The sequence below is a fragment of the Kitasatospora sp. NPDC088779 genome, from assembly GCF_040685395.1.
Classification (GTDB): Bacteria; Actinomycetota; Actinomycetes; order Streptomycetales; family Streptomycetaceae; genus Kitasatospora.
Genome location: NZ_JBFBHW010000092.1, coordinates 1 through 13,388, shown reverse-complemented (window position 1 = coordinate 13,388; position 13,388 = coordinate 1). Strand labels below are relative to the sequence as shown.

15 protein-coding genes and 1 pseudogene are annotated in these 13,388 nt (G+C 68.5%); 11 read left to right on the top strand and 5 right to left on the bottom strand.

Annotated features, from left to right (window positions below; all coding sequences use genetic code 11):
• Nucleotides 1–638: 638 nt before the first annotated feature.
• Nucleotides 639–821: pseudogene (locus AB0P03_RS39970) on the top strand (IS630 family transposase); the annotation flags it as partial.
• A 34-nt stretch (nt 822–855) separates the two neighbouring features.
• Here the strand turns inward: AB0P03_RS39970 and AB0P03_RS39965 are convergent.
• The 4 genes from AB0P03_RS39965 to AB0P03_RS39950 all read right to left on the bottom strand — a co-directional run bounded on the left by AB0P03_RS39965 (nt 856) and on the right by AB0P03_RS39950 (nt 2,957).
• On the bottom strand, nt 856–1,269 hold the full coding sequence (locus AB0P03_RS39965) for a hypothetical protein (protein WP_363633622.1): 414 nt from the start codon (nt 1,267–1,269) through the stop codon (nt 856–858).
• Nucleotides 1,270–1,341: 72 nt separating this feature from the next.
• The gene (locus AB0P03_RS39960) at nt 1,342–1,860 is read right to left on the bottom strand and encodes a DUF4240 domain-containing protein (protein ID WP_363633620.1); all 519 of its coding nucleotides are present in this window, start codon (nt 1,858–1,860) and stop codon (nt 1,342–1,344) included.
• Between the two features lie 153 nt (nt 1,861–2,013).
• The gene (locus AB0P03_RS39955) at nt 2,014–2,379 is read right to left on the bottom strand and encodes a hypothetical protein (RefSeq protein WP_363633618.1); all 366 of its coding nucleotides are present in this window, start codon (nt 2,377–2,379) and stop codon (nt 2,014–2,016) included.
• Between the two features lie 311 nt (nt 2,380–2,690).
• A complete protein-coding gene (locus tag AB0P03_RS39950) occupies nt 2,691–2,957 on the bottom strand; it encodes a hypothetical protein (RefSeq protein WP_363633616.1) in 267 nt (88 codons plus the stop codon).
• Between the two features lie 934 nt (nt 2,958–3,891).
• On the opposite strand from AB0P03_RS39950, the gene AB0P03_RS39945 reads away from it, so the two are divergent.
• From AB0P03_RS39945 to AB0P03_RS39905, 9 genes are all read left to right on the top strand, one after another.
• On the top strand, nt 3,892–4,344 hold the full coding sequence (locus AB0P03_RS39945) for a hypothetical protein (protein ID WP_363633615.1): 453 nt from the start codon (nt 3,892–3,894) through the stop codon (nt 4,342–4,344).
• A gap of 35 nt (nt 4,345–4,379) precedes the next feature.
• On the top strand, nt 4,380–4,976 hold the full coding sequence (locus AB0P03_RS39940) for a hypothetical protein (RefSeq protein ID WP_363633613.1): 597 nt from the start codon (nt 4,380–4,382) through the stop codon (nt 4,974–4,976).
• A gap of 306 nt (nt 4,977–5,282) precedes the next feature.
• Nucleotides 5,283–6,611, top strand: coding sequence for a transcription termination factor Rho (gene rho, locus AB0P03_RS39935; RefSeq protein WP_363586112.1), 1,329 nt, complete (start codon nt 5,283–5,285; stop codon nt 6,609–6,611).
• A gap of 102 nt (nt 6,612–6,713) precedes the next feature.
• Nucleotides 6,714–7,163: a hypothetical protein gene (locus AB0P03_RS39930; RefSeq protein WP_363633611.1), complete on the top strand. Its 450-nt coding sequence runs from the start codon at nt 6,714–6,716 to the stop codon at nt 7,161–7,163.
• 35 nt (nt 7,164–7,198) lie between these two features.
• Complete coding sequence (locus AB0P03_RS39925) at nt 7,199–7,435, top strand: hypothetical protein (RefSeq protein WP_363586101.1); 237 nt, start codon at nt 7,199–7,201, stop codon at nt 7,433–7,435.
• A 317-nt stretch (nt 7,436–7,752) separates the two neighbouring features.
• Entirely contained in the window at nt 7,753–8,799 is a 1,047-nt protein-coding gene (locus tag AB0P03_RS39920; protein WP_363633609.1) for an ISAs1 family transposase, read from the top strand.
• A 124-nt stretch (nt 8,800–8,923) separates the two neighbouring features.
• Nucleotides 8,924–9,232 carry a hypothetical protein gene (locus tag AB0P03_RS39915; protein WP_363586104.1) on the top strand — a complete coding sequence of 103 codons (309 nt, stop codon included), beginning with the start codon at nt 8,924–8,926 and terminating at the stop codon, nt 9,230–9,232.
• Between the two features lie 458 nt (nt 9,233–9,690).
• Nucleotides 9,691–10,128 carry a hypothetical protein gene (locus AB0P03_RS39910; RefSeq protein ID WP_363633608.1) on the top strand — a complete coding sequence of 146 codons (438 nt, stop codon included), beginning with the start codon at nt 9,691–9,693 and terminating at the stop codon, nt 10,126–10,128.
• 205 nt (nt 10,129–10,333) lie between these two features.
• Nucleotides 10,334–10,786, top strand: coding sequence for a hypothetical protein (locus AB0P03_RS39905; RefSeq protein WP_363633606.1), 453 nt, complete (start codon nt 10,334–10,336; stop codon nt 10,784–10,786).
• Nucleotides 10,787–11,316: 530 nt separating this feature from the next.
• Here the strand turns inward: AB0P03_RS39905 and AB0P03_RS39900 are convergent.
• Nucleotides 11,317–11,856, bottom strand: a complete 540-nt coding sequence (locus tag AB0P03_RS39900) for a CGNR zinc finger domain-containing protein (protein ID WP_363607682.1) — start codon at nt 11,854–11,856, stop codon at nt 11,317–11,319.
• 181 nt (nt 11,857–12,037) lie between these two features.
• Here AB0P03_RS39900 and AB0P03_RS39895 point away from each other — a divergent pair, with 181 nt between their 5' ends.
• Nucleotides 12,038–13,267: an MFS transporter gene (locus AB0P03_RS39895; protein WP_363586113.1), complete on the top strand. Its 1,230-nt coding sequence runs from the start codon at nt 12,038–12,040 to the stop codon at nt 13,265–13,267.
• Nucleotides 13,268–13,388: the final 121 nt, after the last annotated feature.

Sequence of the window (13,388 nt, the reverse complement as noted above, 5' to 3'; positions counted from 1 at the left end):
ACCGTCAGCACACGCCAGGATGATCCGGGCCCGTTCAGCGGCTCTTCGGTCCCAGGACCCCGCCCGACGCAGCAACTCGGCACGCTCGTCCTCAGGCAGCGAGATCACCACGGCAGAAGGCCCAGGATGCGACACCATAAAAGGGTATCAACTTACCCTCATGATTTGTGGCGCATCACACTAGCGATCACGCCTCCAACCTGCACGAGCACCCTACCCGTGCCCCATGCCAGCCCCACGACCTGCAACTTCAGGTTGGAAATGGGTCAATGGGAGCGATGGTGGCTGCGGATCGCCCGCCAGGCGATCACGGCCGACTACCTCGTTCACCACGGGAGGCCAGGCTCGCGGTCAAACGATGATGGGACCCGGCTCGTACACGCTTCCTGTCGCCGCGGATATCTCATCCGCCAACGCAGGAGCACAGCACAGCTCTCCTGAATCGCCCTGTGGGGCTTGCATGAGCCGTGTGTCGCGATGAGTGGCTCGCACAGTTCTGAGGGGGGAGCGGCGGGGTGACTCGCCGCTCCTACCCGGCAATGCCCTCCTGTTCCTGGGCGTTGAGCGGCGTTCAGAGTGGCGGCGCTCGCAGCCGGGGTGGCGACATCCACCGTGGGTCCGGATCATCCGGAAGCTGGATGGGCGATTCGGTCCACCCCAACCACACCGTGCTGGCCCGAAAACGCCAGGCCTACCTCCGTTGGCGCAACGCCAACAACCGCCACCCCGACGTCCTGGCCGCCCAACGCGCGGAGCGAGCCCGCGTGCGCAGTGAGAAGGGCATCCGCTGGGGCGGACGCTCCCTGGCCACAGCCGCATGACACGACCGAAACGGGCGCAACTGCAACGGCCCGGTCAAGCAGCAAACAGGTGCAGCTTGAACGGCGAACCGTTGGAGTTGGGCGTCCAGCCTTTCGACCGCGCGGCCCGAATGCCTGCGGCGACTTCCCGCGGCAGGACGACCTCAGCCGGCACCATGTCCGGGTTGAGGACGGCCGGCCGTCCGGTTTCCACGACGAGCGTCGTTCCGGGGCGGGTCGCGTCCTCCGCCACGTAGCCCAAGGTGCTGCCTTCGTAGTCGCAGCACAAGTGTTGCCTGCTCACCCGCCAGCGGTACTCGACGCCGTCGACGACGATGCGGCGGGAACCCTTCTTGGCCAATGCCACTGTGTTGCCTTTCAGTCTTTGCGGCTTCTCCCGCATCTGTACGGGCCGCTGTCGGTGGGGGCTGTCGTCGCGGCCTCGTCCGTTCGGGAAGGACGAGGCCACGGGGCGGTTCGTGCTGTCGGCCGGGGCCTGCTGATCTCGGGAACCTCTCGCTACAAGCCAAGGCGGCTGCCGTCAGTCCTCGTCGCCCTCCTCGTCATCGTCATCCTTTTCGAGGCAGAGCGCCGCGAGCCGGGGCAGCCGCCGCCGCATCTCGCCGTCGTCTTCGAAATCCCACTTCTCGCCCATGTCAGGCTCGATGTCCTCGCGCTTCGGCCGCGAGGCCGCCCGGGCCTCCTGCGCGTCGTAGTAGCTGTCCTTGACTCCGGTGACCCGGGCATAGGCTCCCAGCGCCGCGTAGTTGGCATCCTCCTGGAGGAGCGCCTCCTCCAGGTCGTCGACGGAGCCGGAGCTGTCGACCAGCGGGTGGTCGGCGAGGGAGTCCGGCGCGGCCGCCACTCGCTCGAACCACTCCCGGCCGAGGCTGATGAGGCCCGCGCGGAAGTCGATGAAGCCGTCGTCGGAGAACCAGCCGCCGATCAGGTAGGAGGCTGCCCACACGTCCCAGCGGTAGACGGATTCGTGGACCGCGTGGAAGCGCTCGTCATAGTCGAGGATGCGCTCCAACGGCAGTTCGGCCAGGACGTCGGTCAACGCCTCGTCGAAGGGCTTGTATCCGTCGCCGCGCGCGCCGTCTCGATGATGGTCCAGAACTCGTCGGTCTCCATGGCCGGGACTATGCCAGACCCCGCTGACAGGACATCAACGAGCGGACGGCAGCGACTTGGTGGATGGTGATGGGGAGCTTCATCGGTTCTCCGGGATACGGCGGCTGACGTCGGCGGCGTAGGCGGCCCAGTCTCCGGCGGACGCTTTCTGCCACTGGACGGCGACTTGGATGTGGATGCCGAGCATGCGGGCCAGGATCGCGGCCGGGACCTCTTCGGCGAGGGCGAACAGGGCGGTGGACCGGGCCTGGCCTGGTTGGATTCCGACGGCGATCAGCCGTAGGCCGAGTCGGTCGGCGCTGATGTGTTGGCCTGGGCGTTGACCTGGAAACAGCCAAGGCGTCTGGTTGGCGTGTCCGATCACTGTGTAGGGGCGACGTGTTGCGATCAGGTCGAGGACGAGTGCGGCGAGTGGTTCGGGCAGGATGGTCGGGGAGGTTCCCATCTGGATCGAAACCCGGTCGTTCGCCTCTGTGACCTGATCGACGGTGAGGCTGCTGATCGTGCTGAGCCGTTGGGCGTAGAAGAGTAGGAGTAGTCCGGCGACCCGGTCGGCCGTGGTCAGCGTGGCGTCGTGGAGGAGCCTGCGGGCGTCGTCCCACCGGCCCTCGGAGTCGTGGGGGGCCGACCGGGCCCTGCCAGCGCTCGGCGCCGAAGGTCAGCCCCTTCGCCAGCCGGTTCTTGGTCGCCCAGCGGATGAAGTGGCCGGTCTGGTCGCGGTAGCTGAGGTCCTCGCCTGCTTTCCACTGGTCCAGGTCAGACTGGGTGCAGGTGGCGAGGGTCAGACCTCTGCCAGCCAGCCAGCCAGTCCAGGAAGTTGACTGCGGCGGTGATGTGGCTGCAGACGTTGGCTATCTGCAGGCGGGTGGCGTGGCCGGTGCCGAGGCGGCCCCGGAGGCGTCGTAGGTGGTGCCAGACCTCGTAGCGGTGCAGCATCGCCCGTTCCTCGTGACCGTCACGCGATGCGACGGTCCGGGATGCCCAGCGTTCGAGTTTCACGAGGCGCTCGGACCAGTAGTTCACCCGCGTCGAGCCCCTCGGCTCCGCCGGTACGAACCAGCGCCCTCGTTAGTGGGTATTGACGGCCGATAAACCGTACAGGAGGGCCAGGATGAGTTGGAAGGCTGCGGAGGCCGGGCGCCGCCACCAAAGGCACAGGCCGCCGGTGACCGATGTCGCCGCGAACGCGATGACCAGCCGATGGACAGCAGCACGGGTGCCGCATTGAGGCCCGCCGAGGGCTGCGCAGAATCCGTGCCCAAGCGCGGCCGAGACGACAGCGGCGAACAGGACGACATCCAGCGTCAGCAGACACGTTACGACGACCGGCGTGCTGTTCGAGCGATCCGACCGCTCTGGCCGCCGAAGCCTCGTGCACTCGGGCCGGCGAAGCCTCATGAGTCCCCCCGGGAAATGTGTGGCAGAGATGACCTTGCTGGCGCAGCACCGAAGACCGTACAGGCCGCGGCCGTTGGGCGCGATCGACCAGCCCCGGCGCCACATCACCCGAACCAGCCCATCCGCCACGAACTCCGCCCCGCAGCCGATCTCCCTCCGGAGCGAACGAGCGCTCCACGGCCCGGTCCCGCCCCTCGCGCCCTCACGGGCGCCCTCAACGATTGGTCAATCCCCATGCACTGCCCTGCCCTTCTTCCGGGAACCCACGCCCCCCGCCCCTTCCCGGGGGCACACCGGCCCGCAAACCCACGCGGAAACGCCTCCAGGAATCGCGAACACGCAGCGCAGACACGGACACGGGATGGGGCGCAGCACCGCGTACGGCGATCCGGCGACATGGAAGAGCTGGCCGCCACCCCACCGTGGGGCGGCCCTCGTCCGCAGAACACCGTGGACGGGCCACCGGACCGGCGGCTGCACTACGTGCGGTCGCGTTGGAGGCAGCTGCCGCTGTTCGAGATGGTCCGTGACCTGCGCGGAGTCCAGCCTGGCACCGCTCTTGGATCCGGAACTGTCCGCCGTCCTGGAAGCGCACGCCGCACGGATCGCGGAGCTGAGAGGCTGGCCTCCGCGCACGCTCGGCTCCGTCCGCAGGGGCATCCGCATCCTCTGCGTGGTTCACGAGATCGGTGAGCCGATCCGAGCGTCCACGATCGCCCAACTCACCCACAATGCGATCCCCTCCAACCACGTCCTGGAGGTCTTCGAGGACCTGGACGTGCTGCTGGACGACCGGCCCGACGCCGTGCAGACCTGGTGCGACGCGCGTCTGGACTTCCTTTCTGCCCGGGATACGGGCCGAGGTCGACGCCTGGGTCGCGGTTTCGCGCAACGGCACCCGGCGCTGGCTCCCTCGCTCCCAGCCCACGGTCGTTACCCAGATGAGGCTGGTCCGGCGGTTCCTGCGCGAGCGGACGTCGACCTACACGACACTGCGTCAGGTCACCCGTGACGACGTCGCCAATTGGCACCGACCGCCCTAACCGGGTGCACGAGGCCAGTGCCCTGCGGAGCCTGTTCAACGTGCTGAAGAAGGAACGGCTCGTCTTCGCCAACCCGATGCGAGGGGTGACAACCGGCAAGAACCACGCCGCGGTGCCGATTCCGTTCTCCGATCAGGAAGTCGACGCCGTCGCCCTCGCTGCCCGGCAGGATCCCGCCCTGCGCGTGGTCGTCGCCCTCGCGGGCGTCCACGCACTGCCCGCCCGGCGCATCCGTGCGCTCCAACTGGACGAGGTCGACCTGGCCGGCCGCCGCCTCGACCCGGACGGATTCGACCGGCCGCTGGACGACTACACCGCCGAGGCGATCGCCGACTACCCGGCCTACCGTCGTCGCCGCTGGCCCAACAGCACCAACCCTCACCTGCGGATCCGCCTGGACAGCCAACGGTGCCAACAGCACGCCGCCTGGCTGCCCAGGCCGCGAGGTGCTAAAATGCGCGACAGCGATACTGGACGCCCACCCTCAGGGTGCGGGAACCAGGCGCCACCGCACACCGGAGCACCCCACCGTGGCAGGCCCGGACACCGGAAAACCACCGCCCTCCTCCTGCTCCGTGCCTGGCACGACGGCAACACCTGAGAGCGCCCTGCCCAGCAGTGTCCCGGCGAACCCTCACCGGCAGGCAACCGACTCCACCCGCCGCGGCCATGCAGGGCCGCGAGAACGCTGCCGCGCCCACGCCCATGCCGAGCGCTGCAGCTGAACCATGTTCCCGCTCCCCGCTCCCCGCTCCCCGCTCCCCGCACCCGGCCGGCCGAGCCGCCCACCGCTGCGTGCCACTCACGCCGGGCCCGCCGGGCGCCGCCATACCCTTCGACACCACAGGAGTACCTCATCGTGACGACCACCACCGAACCGTCGACCACCAGGCCGCTGGACGGCCTGATGAAGACAGATCTCCACCAACTCGCCTGCGCCCTGGGCATTCCGCGCGCCGCCCGCCTACGTAAGGGCGAACTCGTTGAGGCGATCACCGCCAAGCGCTCCACCGGCCGGCCGCCGATGCCGACGGCCGGTCCCCGGCCCGCGGACGCCGAAAGCCGCGGCGGCCGGTCCGCACTGCCGTCGCCGCGAACGCGCAGCCGCTCCAACCGGCCGGCGCAGCCGGCCACCACCGTGGAAAGCGACCTCCTCCCAGTCGCCGGTGTGCTGGACATCCGCGAGGGGAGCGCCGTCCTGCGCGCCTCCGGCTACCTCCCCGGGTCCAGCGATGTTCACCTGCCCGCCGGCCAGGTGCGCGCACTGGGCCTGCGGCCCGGCGACGTCCTGACCGGCGCGACCCGCCCGCGTTCGGGCGGTGCCGCCCAGACGCCGCTGGCCCGCATCGACACGGTCAACGGCGACCCCATCGACAGGTCCCAATCCCGGCCCGCCTTCCATGAACTGACGCCGCTGTACCCGCAGGAGCAACTGTGTCTGGAGACCGACCAGCAGCAGCTGACCGGCCGCGTCATCGACCTGGTGGCCCCGATCGGGAAGGGCCAGCGCGGTCTGATCGTGGCGCCGCCGAAGGCCGGCAAGACGATCGTCCTCCAGACGGTCGCGGCGGCGATCGCCCGCAACCACCCCGAGGCGCACCTGATGGTCGTCCTGGTCGACGAGCGTCCGGAGGAGGTCACCGACATGCGGCGCGCGGTCAAGGGCGAGGTCATCGCTTCCACCTTCGACCGGCCCGCCCGTGAGCACATCGCCGTCGCCGAACTCGCAGTCGAACGCGCCAAGCGCCTCGTCGAACTCGGCCACGACGTCGTTGTGCTGCTCGACTCCATCACCCGCCTCGCCCGTGCCTACAACGCCACCGCACCCGCTCACGGACGGACCCTCTCGGGCGGCCTCGACGCCTCGGCACTCCAGCACCCGAAGAGGCTCTTCGGCGCGGCACGAAACATCGAGAACGGCGGCTCGCTGACCATCCTGGCCACCGCCCTCGTCGACACCGGCTCCCGCATGGACGACCTGATCTTCGAGGAGTTCAAGAGCACCGGCAACATGGAGCTCCGCCTCGACCGCCGCCTCGCCGACAAGCGCCTCTTCCCGGCAGTCGACGTCAAGGCCTCCGGCACCCGTCGCGAGGAACTCCTCCTCGGCCCCGCCCGCACGCCCGCGGCGTGGGCCTTGCGCCGGGCCCTGGGCGGCCTCAACGGCCAGCAGGCCACGGAACTGCTCCTGGACCGGCTGAAGCGGACCGCCAGCAACGCCGAGCTCCTTCGCTGACCAGGGACGATCTCAACCTGGTGGACACCGCCCCTCAATCCCCTGAAGCTGCCCACCATAATCAGGAGGAACAAGGAAGGTACGAGCTGCAACAATCAGCATATGACCAACCAGGAAATCCTCTTCGACTGCCGAGGCCACGCGTATCGCAGCGTGCTTGAAGTCGTCCCGTACATCGACGGAACACCGCTCACCGACTTGATCGACCAGTTCGAGACGGACGCTGAGATGCAACCATCGGGAGACGCCTATGGGGGCCTTATCCCGCAGTTCTTCCAGTTCGGCTCGATGGAAGACCATTTCCATGGACGATCCAACGGAGCGACGGGGCCGAAGACTCCCGTGCTCGGCTGTGAATGCGGTGAGTGGGGATGCTGGCCGCTGATGGCCAGCATCACAGTGACTCCTGACCACGTGACCTGGGACTCCTTCGAACAACCTCACCGCAAGACACGCGACTATTCGGGGTTCGGCCCGTTTCAGTTCGACCGCCTTCAATACGCTGACGCCGTGCAGGTTCTGAGCGCAGCACTGGGCTCTGACGAGACGTGAGCAACCCATCTGCCCATCACGGGAAGGAAGAAGTCGTGTTTGACCACGTCATCGGGCTAGGCCCCGAGGAGGCCGCACGCTGGGCAGCGCTGGTCGAACAGTCCCGGCCAGTCCTTGAGAGTGACGGAATGGAGGCTGTCCAGACCCTCCTAGCCGAGCGCGGAATGAGCATCATCCAGGCGATTGCAATCACCCGGGCACTACTTGGGAATGCGGAGACACCGCTTCGAGTCGCCATCGACATCGTGGCCACGAGCAAGGCTCGGCAATAAGTTCAGAGAATCGGCAAGGACTCGACGATCTCGGTCAACTCGGTCCCGCACCAGGGCTTCGGTGTAGTTGACGGACGCCCGGTTTGTGGTGATCTGTTGGCTGGTGGGTGCCCTGAAGGCAGGACAGGCACGGCTTCCAAGATCATGGAGTTCTCGACGCCCCGTGACCTGTCTGGAAGACCGTGCCTGCCGACGCAGCATCTCCGATCCCGCCTGCCCTTGACCAGCTACGCGAGCAGTCCGACGCCGCTCCCGGGGAGGTCCCCTGCCTGCTGGAGCGACTGGCCCAGGTACCTGACCCACGCGATCCGCGCGGTGTGCGGTACACGCTGGCCGTCGTCCTCACCCTGACGGCATGCGCGGTATTGGCCGGGGCGACCTCGCTGCTGGCGGTCGGCGAGTGGATCACGGACGCGCCGCCGTACGGGCTGGAACACCTCGGCGTGCACCCCGACCCGCTGCTGCCCAGGCGGCTGGTCCCGGCCGAGGCGACGGTCCGCCGGCTGCTGACCCGCATCGACGGCGACGCCCTGGACCGGGCGGTAGGTGGCTGGCTCGCCGACCGCCGACCAACGAACTCCGGGCTGCGCGCACTGTCTGTGGACGGCAAGAGCCTGCGCGGCGCGGCCAGGGCCGACGGCCGGAAGATCCACCTGCTCGCTGCGGTGGAGCACACCAACGGCCTGGTCCTGGCCCAGCTCGACGTCGGCGAGAAGACCGGCGAGACCACCCGCTTCCAGCCGCTGCTGGACAGCGTCGCGGACCTCGCCGGAATGGTGGTCACCAGCGACGCACTGCACACCCAGCGCGAGCACGCCGCCTACCTCCTCGGCCGCCGGGCCCACTACATCGCGATCGTCAAGGACAACCAGAAGAAGTTGCGCAGACAGCTCAAATCCCTTCCCTGGAAGGACATTCCGCTCCAGGGACGCACCCGGGGAATCGGACACGGCCGTTCCGAGATCCGCCGGATTAAGGTCGCCACCGTCAACAACCTGCTCTTCCCCGGTGCCTGCCAGGCGGTCCAGGTCAAGCGCCGCCGCACCGACCGCAAAACCGGCAAGACCACCATCGCGACCATCTATGCGGTCACCAGCCTGACCGCCGAACAGGCCACTCCCGCCCAGCTCGCGCAACTGATCCGGGGCCACTGGAAGATCGAGGCCCTGCACCACGTCCGCGACACGACCTTCGCCGAGGACGCCTCCCAACTGCGAACCGGGAACGCTCCCCGCGCCATGGCGACCTGGCGCAACCTCGCTGTTGGAGCCCTGCGGCTGAGCGGCGTCAGGAACATTGCGGCCGGCCTCCGCCGCAACGCGCGCGACGCACGCCGGCCCCTCGCGCTCCTCGGCCTTGCGTGATCACAAAGCAGATGCCAAGCGACTGCGCCGAAGCTCTGGGCCAAACCCGGTGACACGCGTGTGCCGTACAGGGAGACTGGCGGCGACAGACATATACGAGCAGTCGAAGGCCGAAGGGCAAAGAGTGGCACTGGCGAAGAAGGGTTCCCGCCGGATTGTCGTCGACGGCGTCGAGTACCGCTGGCGAGTGAGCAGGAAACCGTGCTGCGACTACGACGGCATCACCTTGGGTTACATGGTGGAGGACGCGGCCTGTCCCGGAACGACGCTCGTCGTGGAGACCGGTCGGCCGGCCGTGCTCGAACCGAACATGGTGCCGGCTGAGGTCGTCCTGCCGCGCGAAGTCGCCGCAGGTATTCGGGCCGCGCGGTCGAACGGCTGGACGCCCAGCTCCAACGGTTCGCCGTTCAAGCTGCACCTTTCCGCTGTCTGAACGGGCCGTACCGAAAGAGGCGCGGCAGCGCGGGCGGGCAACCGGTCTCCCACGGAATCCGAGCGTGGCGGGGCCTGGCCACGTGCTACGACGAGACCCACGACAGCTACATGGCGGGGCTCCAGCCGCGCGGATCGCGTGGGTCAGGTACCTGGGCCAGTCGCTCCAGCAGGCAGGGGACCTCCCCGGGAGCGGCGTCGGACTGCTCGCGTAGCTGGTCAAGGGCAGGCGGGATCGGGGATGCTGCGTCGGCAGGCACGGTCTTCCAGACAGGTCACGGGGCGTCGAGAACTCCATGATCTTGGAAGCCGTGCCTGTCCTGCCTTCAGGGCACCCACCAGCCAACAGATCACCACAAACCGGGCGTCCGTCAACTACGCCGAAGCCCTGGGCCGCTTGTCGTGTGCTGGGTGGGGAGGCTGGGTAGCGGTTTGGCCATGGGGAGTTGGATAGCGCCGGTGTTCGCGTTGGTGGGTGTGTGTCTGGGGGCCGTGGCGACGCATTTGGCGGAGCTGCGTCGGGCGCGGTGGGAGGAGCGTCGGTGGACGCGAGAGCTGAGGGTGCGTGTCTACGGCGAGTTCCTGACCGCGCTGGAGGAGACCGCGCAGGCGTTGCTGAAGGTGTTGCGGGCCTTGCCCCCGGGCGAGCGGGGTGAGGCTGTGCAGGAGGCGTTCACCGCCCATGGTCTGGGGGCGGTGCGGCAGCGGCTTCATGTTGTGGCGCCGGCGGACGTAGTGCTCGCCGCGGACGCGGTGTTTCGAGAGTTGAGCCGGAGCCGCGACATGGCGGACGGGTTCGACGCCCTTGACATGGCCGCGTTGGACGAGGCGAAGGATCGTGCGGGTGACCTGAGGGACCGACTGCAGCAGTTGATGAGCGAGGACATTGGCAGGTAGAAGTCCAGGGTCGGCTGCTGGGTGGCTGTCAGGCCGCCTTGGTGGATGGCCTTCGTGGGGTTCAGCGGTCCGGCTGCCCTGTGTGTCAGTGGGGACGGGCAGGGTGTTGATCATGTTTAAGGGATGGTGGAATGTCCGGCCGGACGAGGAACGCGAGCAGTGGGTGCTGGAGCCGTTCACGGCTGTGGGACCGTTGCGTTTCGGTATGAGTGCTGACGAGGTGACGGACTCGATGAGTGGTGTCACCGCAGATGTCGAGCACCGCACGTGGACCGGCGGGCGGGGCGACAGCACTTGGAGGGTCAGTGAGGGTCTGTTCCGGGAGTTCGGGCCCCAGTTCTACTACCAGGACGAACGGCTGTCCGGTATCGTGGTCGACGCCCTGTGCGGCCCGCAGGTCACCGCGGAGGGGACCGCTCTCGTCGGGCGGGTGCCGTCCGTGCTGGAGCGGTGGATGCTGGAGCGCGCCGAGACGCGTCCGGACGACGAGCTCGCCTACATGAGCGCGGGTGTGCCCTGCTCGTACTCCCTCGGCTTGATGGTCAACGTCCAACGGGAGGGCGACCGTCTTCTTACCCGGCCGGTGTTCTTCCCCGCGGAGGCGCTCGACGACCTCCCCCACTGGTTCCCGCAGAGGGCTTGGGAGATCCACGACTGAGCGTCCCTGAACACAGCTGTACTGCACAGCTCTGACCGAGTGTGATGTGGCGGGGAGGGGCCTGGCTGCGCGTGTTGCGCCCGCTGCCCGGTCCGCCGGCCTCGGCTGCTCCCCGCCGTCCGCCGTCCGTGCCCGCTGCTGCGCCTGTGCCCTGTGCCCTGCGTCCGTTGCCGGTGTGGCCTGCTGGCCCGTCGCCGGCGGGGCCGTGCCGGTGGGCTGGGTGGATCGATGGGCAGGGCATGGCCTGGGATGTGACGGAGTCGGGCTCGGGGCGGCATCGACGTCCGCAGGGTGAGAAGGCGTCGCGGATCTGGATCTGCGGTATCTGCGGCGAACGGTCGGTGTGCCCGCAGTTGGTCGGACCGCCTCGCCACGTGAAACCCGGTCCGGAGATCCATTACGGCCCGGTGCCTGCCGGACTCCCGGCCGACCAGGAGGCTGCTGTCGGCGTTCGCGTGAAAGTGCACAGCCCGGTACACACGAACGTGCACCACAATGCCCTACTCCCCAGGAACGCGGCCGACCGACGGCTAGATCGTCTGCCGTTGCCGGGACGCGTAGGACCGGCTCTTGTTGCGGTTCCCGCACACCTTCATCGAGCACCAGCGGCGGCTGCGGTTCTTCGACACATCCCAGAAAGCCCAACCGCAGGTGTGCTCTGCGCAGCGCTTGAGTCGGGCAGCATCCCCGGTCGTGACCAGCTCACTCCACGCGATCGCCAGCGTGGCCAGCGGCCCACACTCCGCCGGTAGCTCCGCCGCAGGGGTCAGTGAGCCGCGCACCGTGACCAGCACAGGGTGTTCGGCCAGCACCCGGTCCGCCGCGGCGAGCAGTTCCGCGTCGGGGGTGTCGCCGACATGGGCGCCCAACTCCTCGCGGATGCCTGCGCGAAGGGTCACATAGTTCTCGTGCACTTCAGTGGGGATCTCGCAGGGTGCGTCGAGCAGGCCGCGGTCCTTCAGCCAGTCGGCCAGTCCGGCCGGGGTGGCGATCTCATCATGTGCCTCTTCCACGTCGACCGTGTTGGCGAACGCCTCCACCAGGACGGCTGAGGCCGGTGGCTCCAGCATTGCGGGTCACCTCCTACAGGTTTCCACCACTCTACCGCCTAAACGTTTTACCGGTTGCGCGATGGCGGGGGTGTACGTCAAAGTGATCTCACCGGCTAAAGCGTTAGGTAGTTAGGGGATGGTCATGGTCACAGCGGTGCCTGAACGAACGCAGACCGACAAAAGCCTCGGCACGTCGACACTGGGGCCCTGCGCCCCACCAGACCCTGGTCGCCGCAACACCGCTGTCCTGGTCGGCTTCACCGCCGCGACCAACCTCGCCGACGGCGTGATGAAGATGGCCCTCCCCCTGCTCGCAGCCCAGCTCACCAGCTCTCCCGCCCAGGTCACCGCCGTCTCGTTGACCCTCACGCTGCCCTGGCTGCTTGTCGCCTTGCACATCGGCGTGATCGTCGACCGCTTCGACCGGAGGCGGCTGCTCTGGGGCGCAAATGGGATGCGGCTGGCTGCGATGGGCTGGCTCACCGTCTCAGCCGTTACCGGTGCCCTCACGCTCGGCCAGCTCTTCACCGCCGGGGTGATCCTCGGCGTCGCCGACGTACTGGCCTCGACCTCCGCCTCCGCTCTGGTACCGGCTGCGGTGCCGGCTGCGGGCCGGCAGCGCGCCAACGTCTGGATGGTGGGGGCCGAGACCGTGGGGCAGGAGTTCGCCGGGCCTTTCATCGGCGGGCTGCTGCTGGCCGCCGGGACGGGTCTCGCGCTGGGGCTGATAAGCGCCTCCTACGCGGTCGCTGCCCTGGCCCTGCTCCTGCTGGTGGGCCACTTCCGGGCCGACGGGCCCGCCCCGGACGCGGCTCCCGTCTCGGTCAACAGCCGGATCGCCGAGGGGCTGCGCTTCCTCTGGCGAGACGAGGTGCTGCGCACACTGTCGCTGGTCGTCGGCGTGCTCGCCGCCGTCTGGGGCGCCTGGCTGGCGCTCATGCCGCTCTACGCCCAGCAGGCCATGGAACTCGGACCGCAGCAGTACGGCATTGTGCTCAGCGCCCTCGGCATCGGCGGGCTGGCCGGCACGATGGCTGTGACCTGGGTGAACCGGCTGCTCGGTGTTCGCCGGGCGATGTTCGCCGACCTGATCGGCACCGCCGCGATGGTGGCGCTGCCCGCCCTGACCACCAACATCTGGGCAGTGGCGGGCGGTGCCTTCCTCGGCGGTATGGGCGGCACGCTCTGGACGGTCAACTCCCGGACCGTCGCCCAGCGCAAGGTCCCCGACGAGATGCTCGGCCGCTACGACGCGGCGGCTCGGCTCTTCAGCTTCGGCGCCATGCCGCTCGGTGCGGCTCTGGTGGGCCTGCTGGCCGAACTGGGCGGCATGCGGCTGGCCTTCGGGGTGTTCGCGGTAACCACAGCGGCGACGCCGGTGCTGTTCCTCAGGAACGTCACCCGGTCGGCCCTGGAATCCCGTTACTGACTTCGGCTCGTCAGGGTGAACTGTCCTGGTTTGCCTGACGGGCTCGTTGTGGTGGCTGTATCCGATGGTGTGTGAGATATGCGGATGGGGGCGGGCTGACCGCCACGGGACGGCTGCGCCG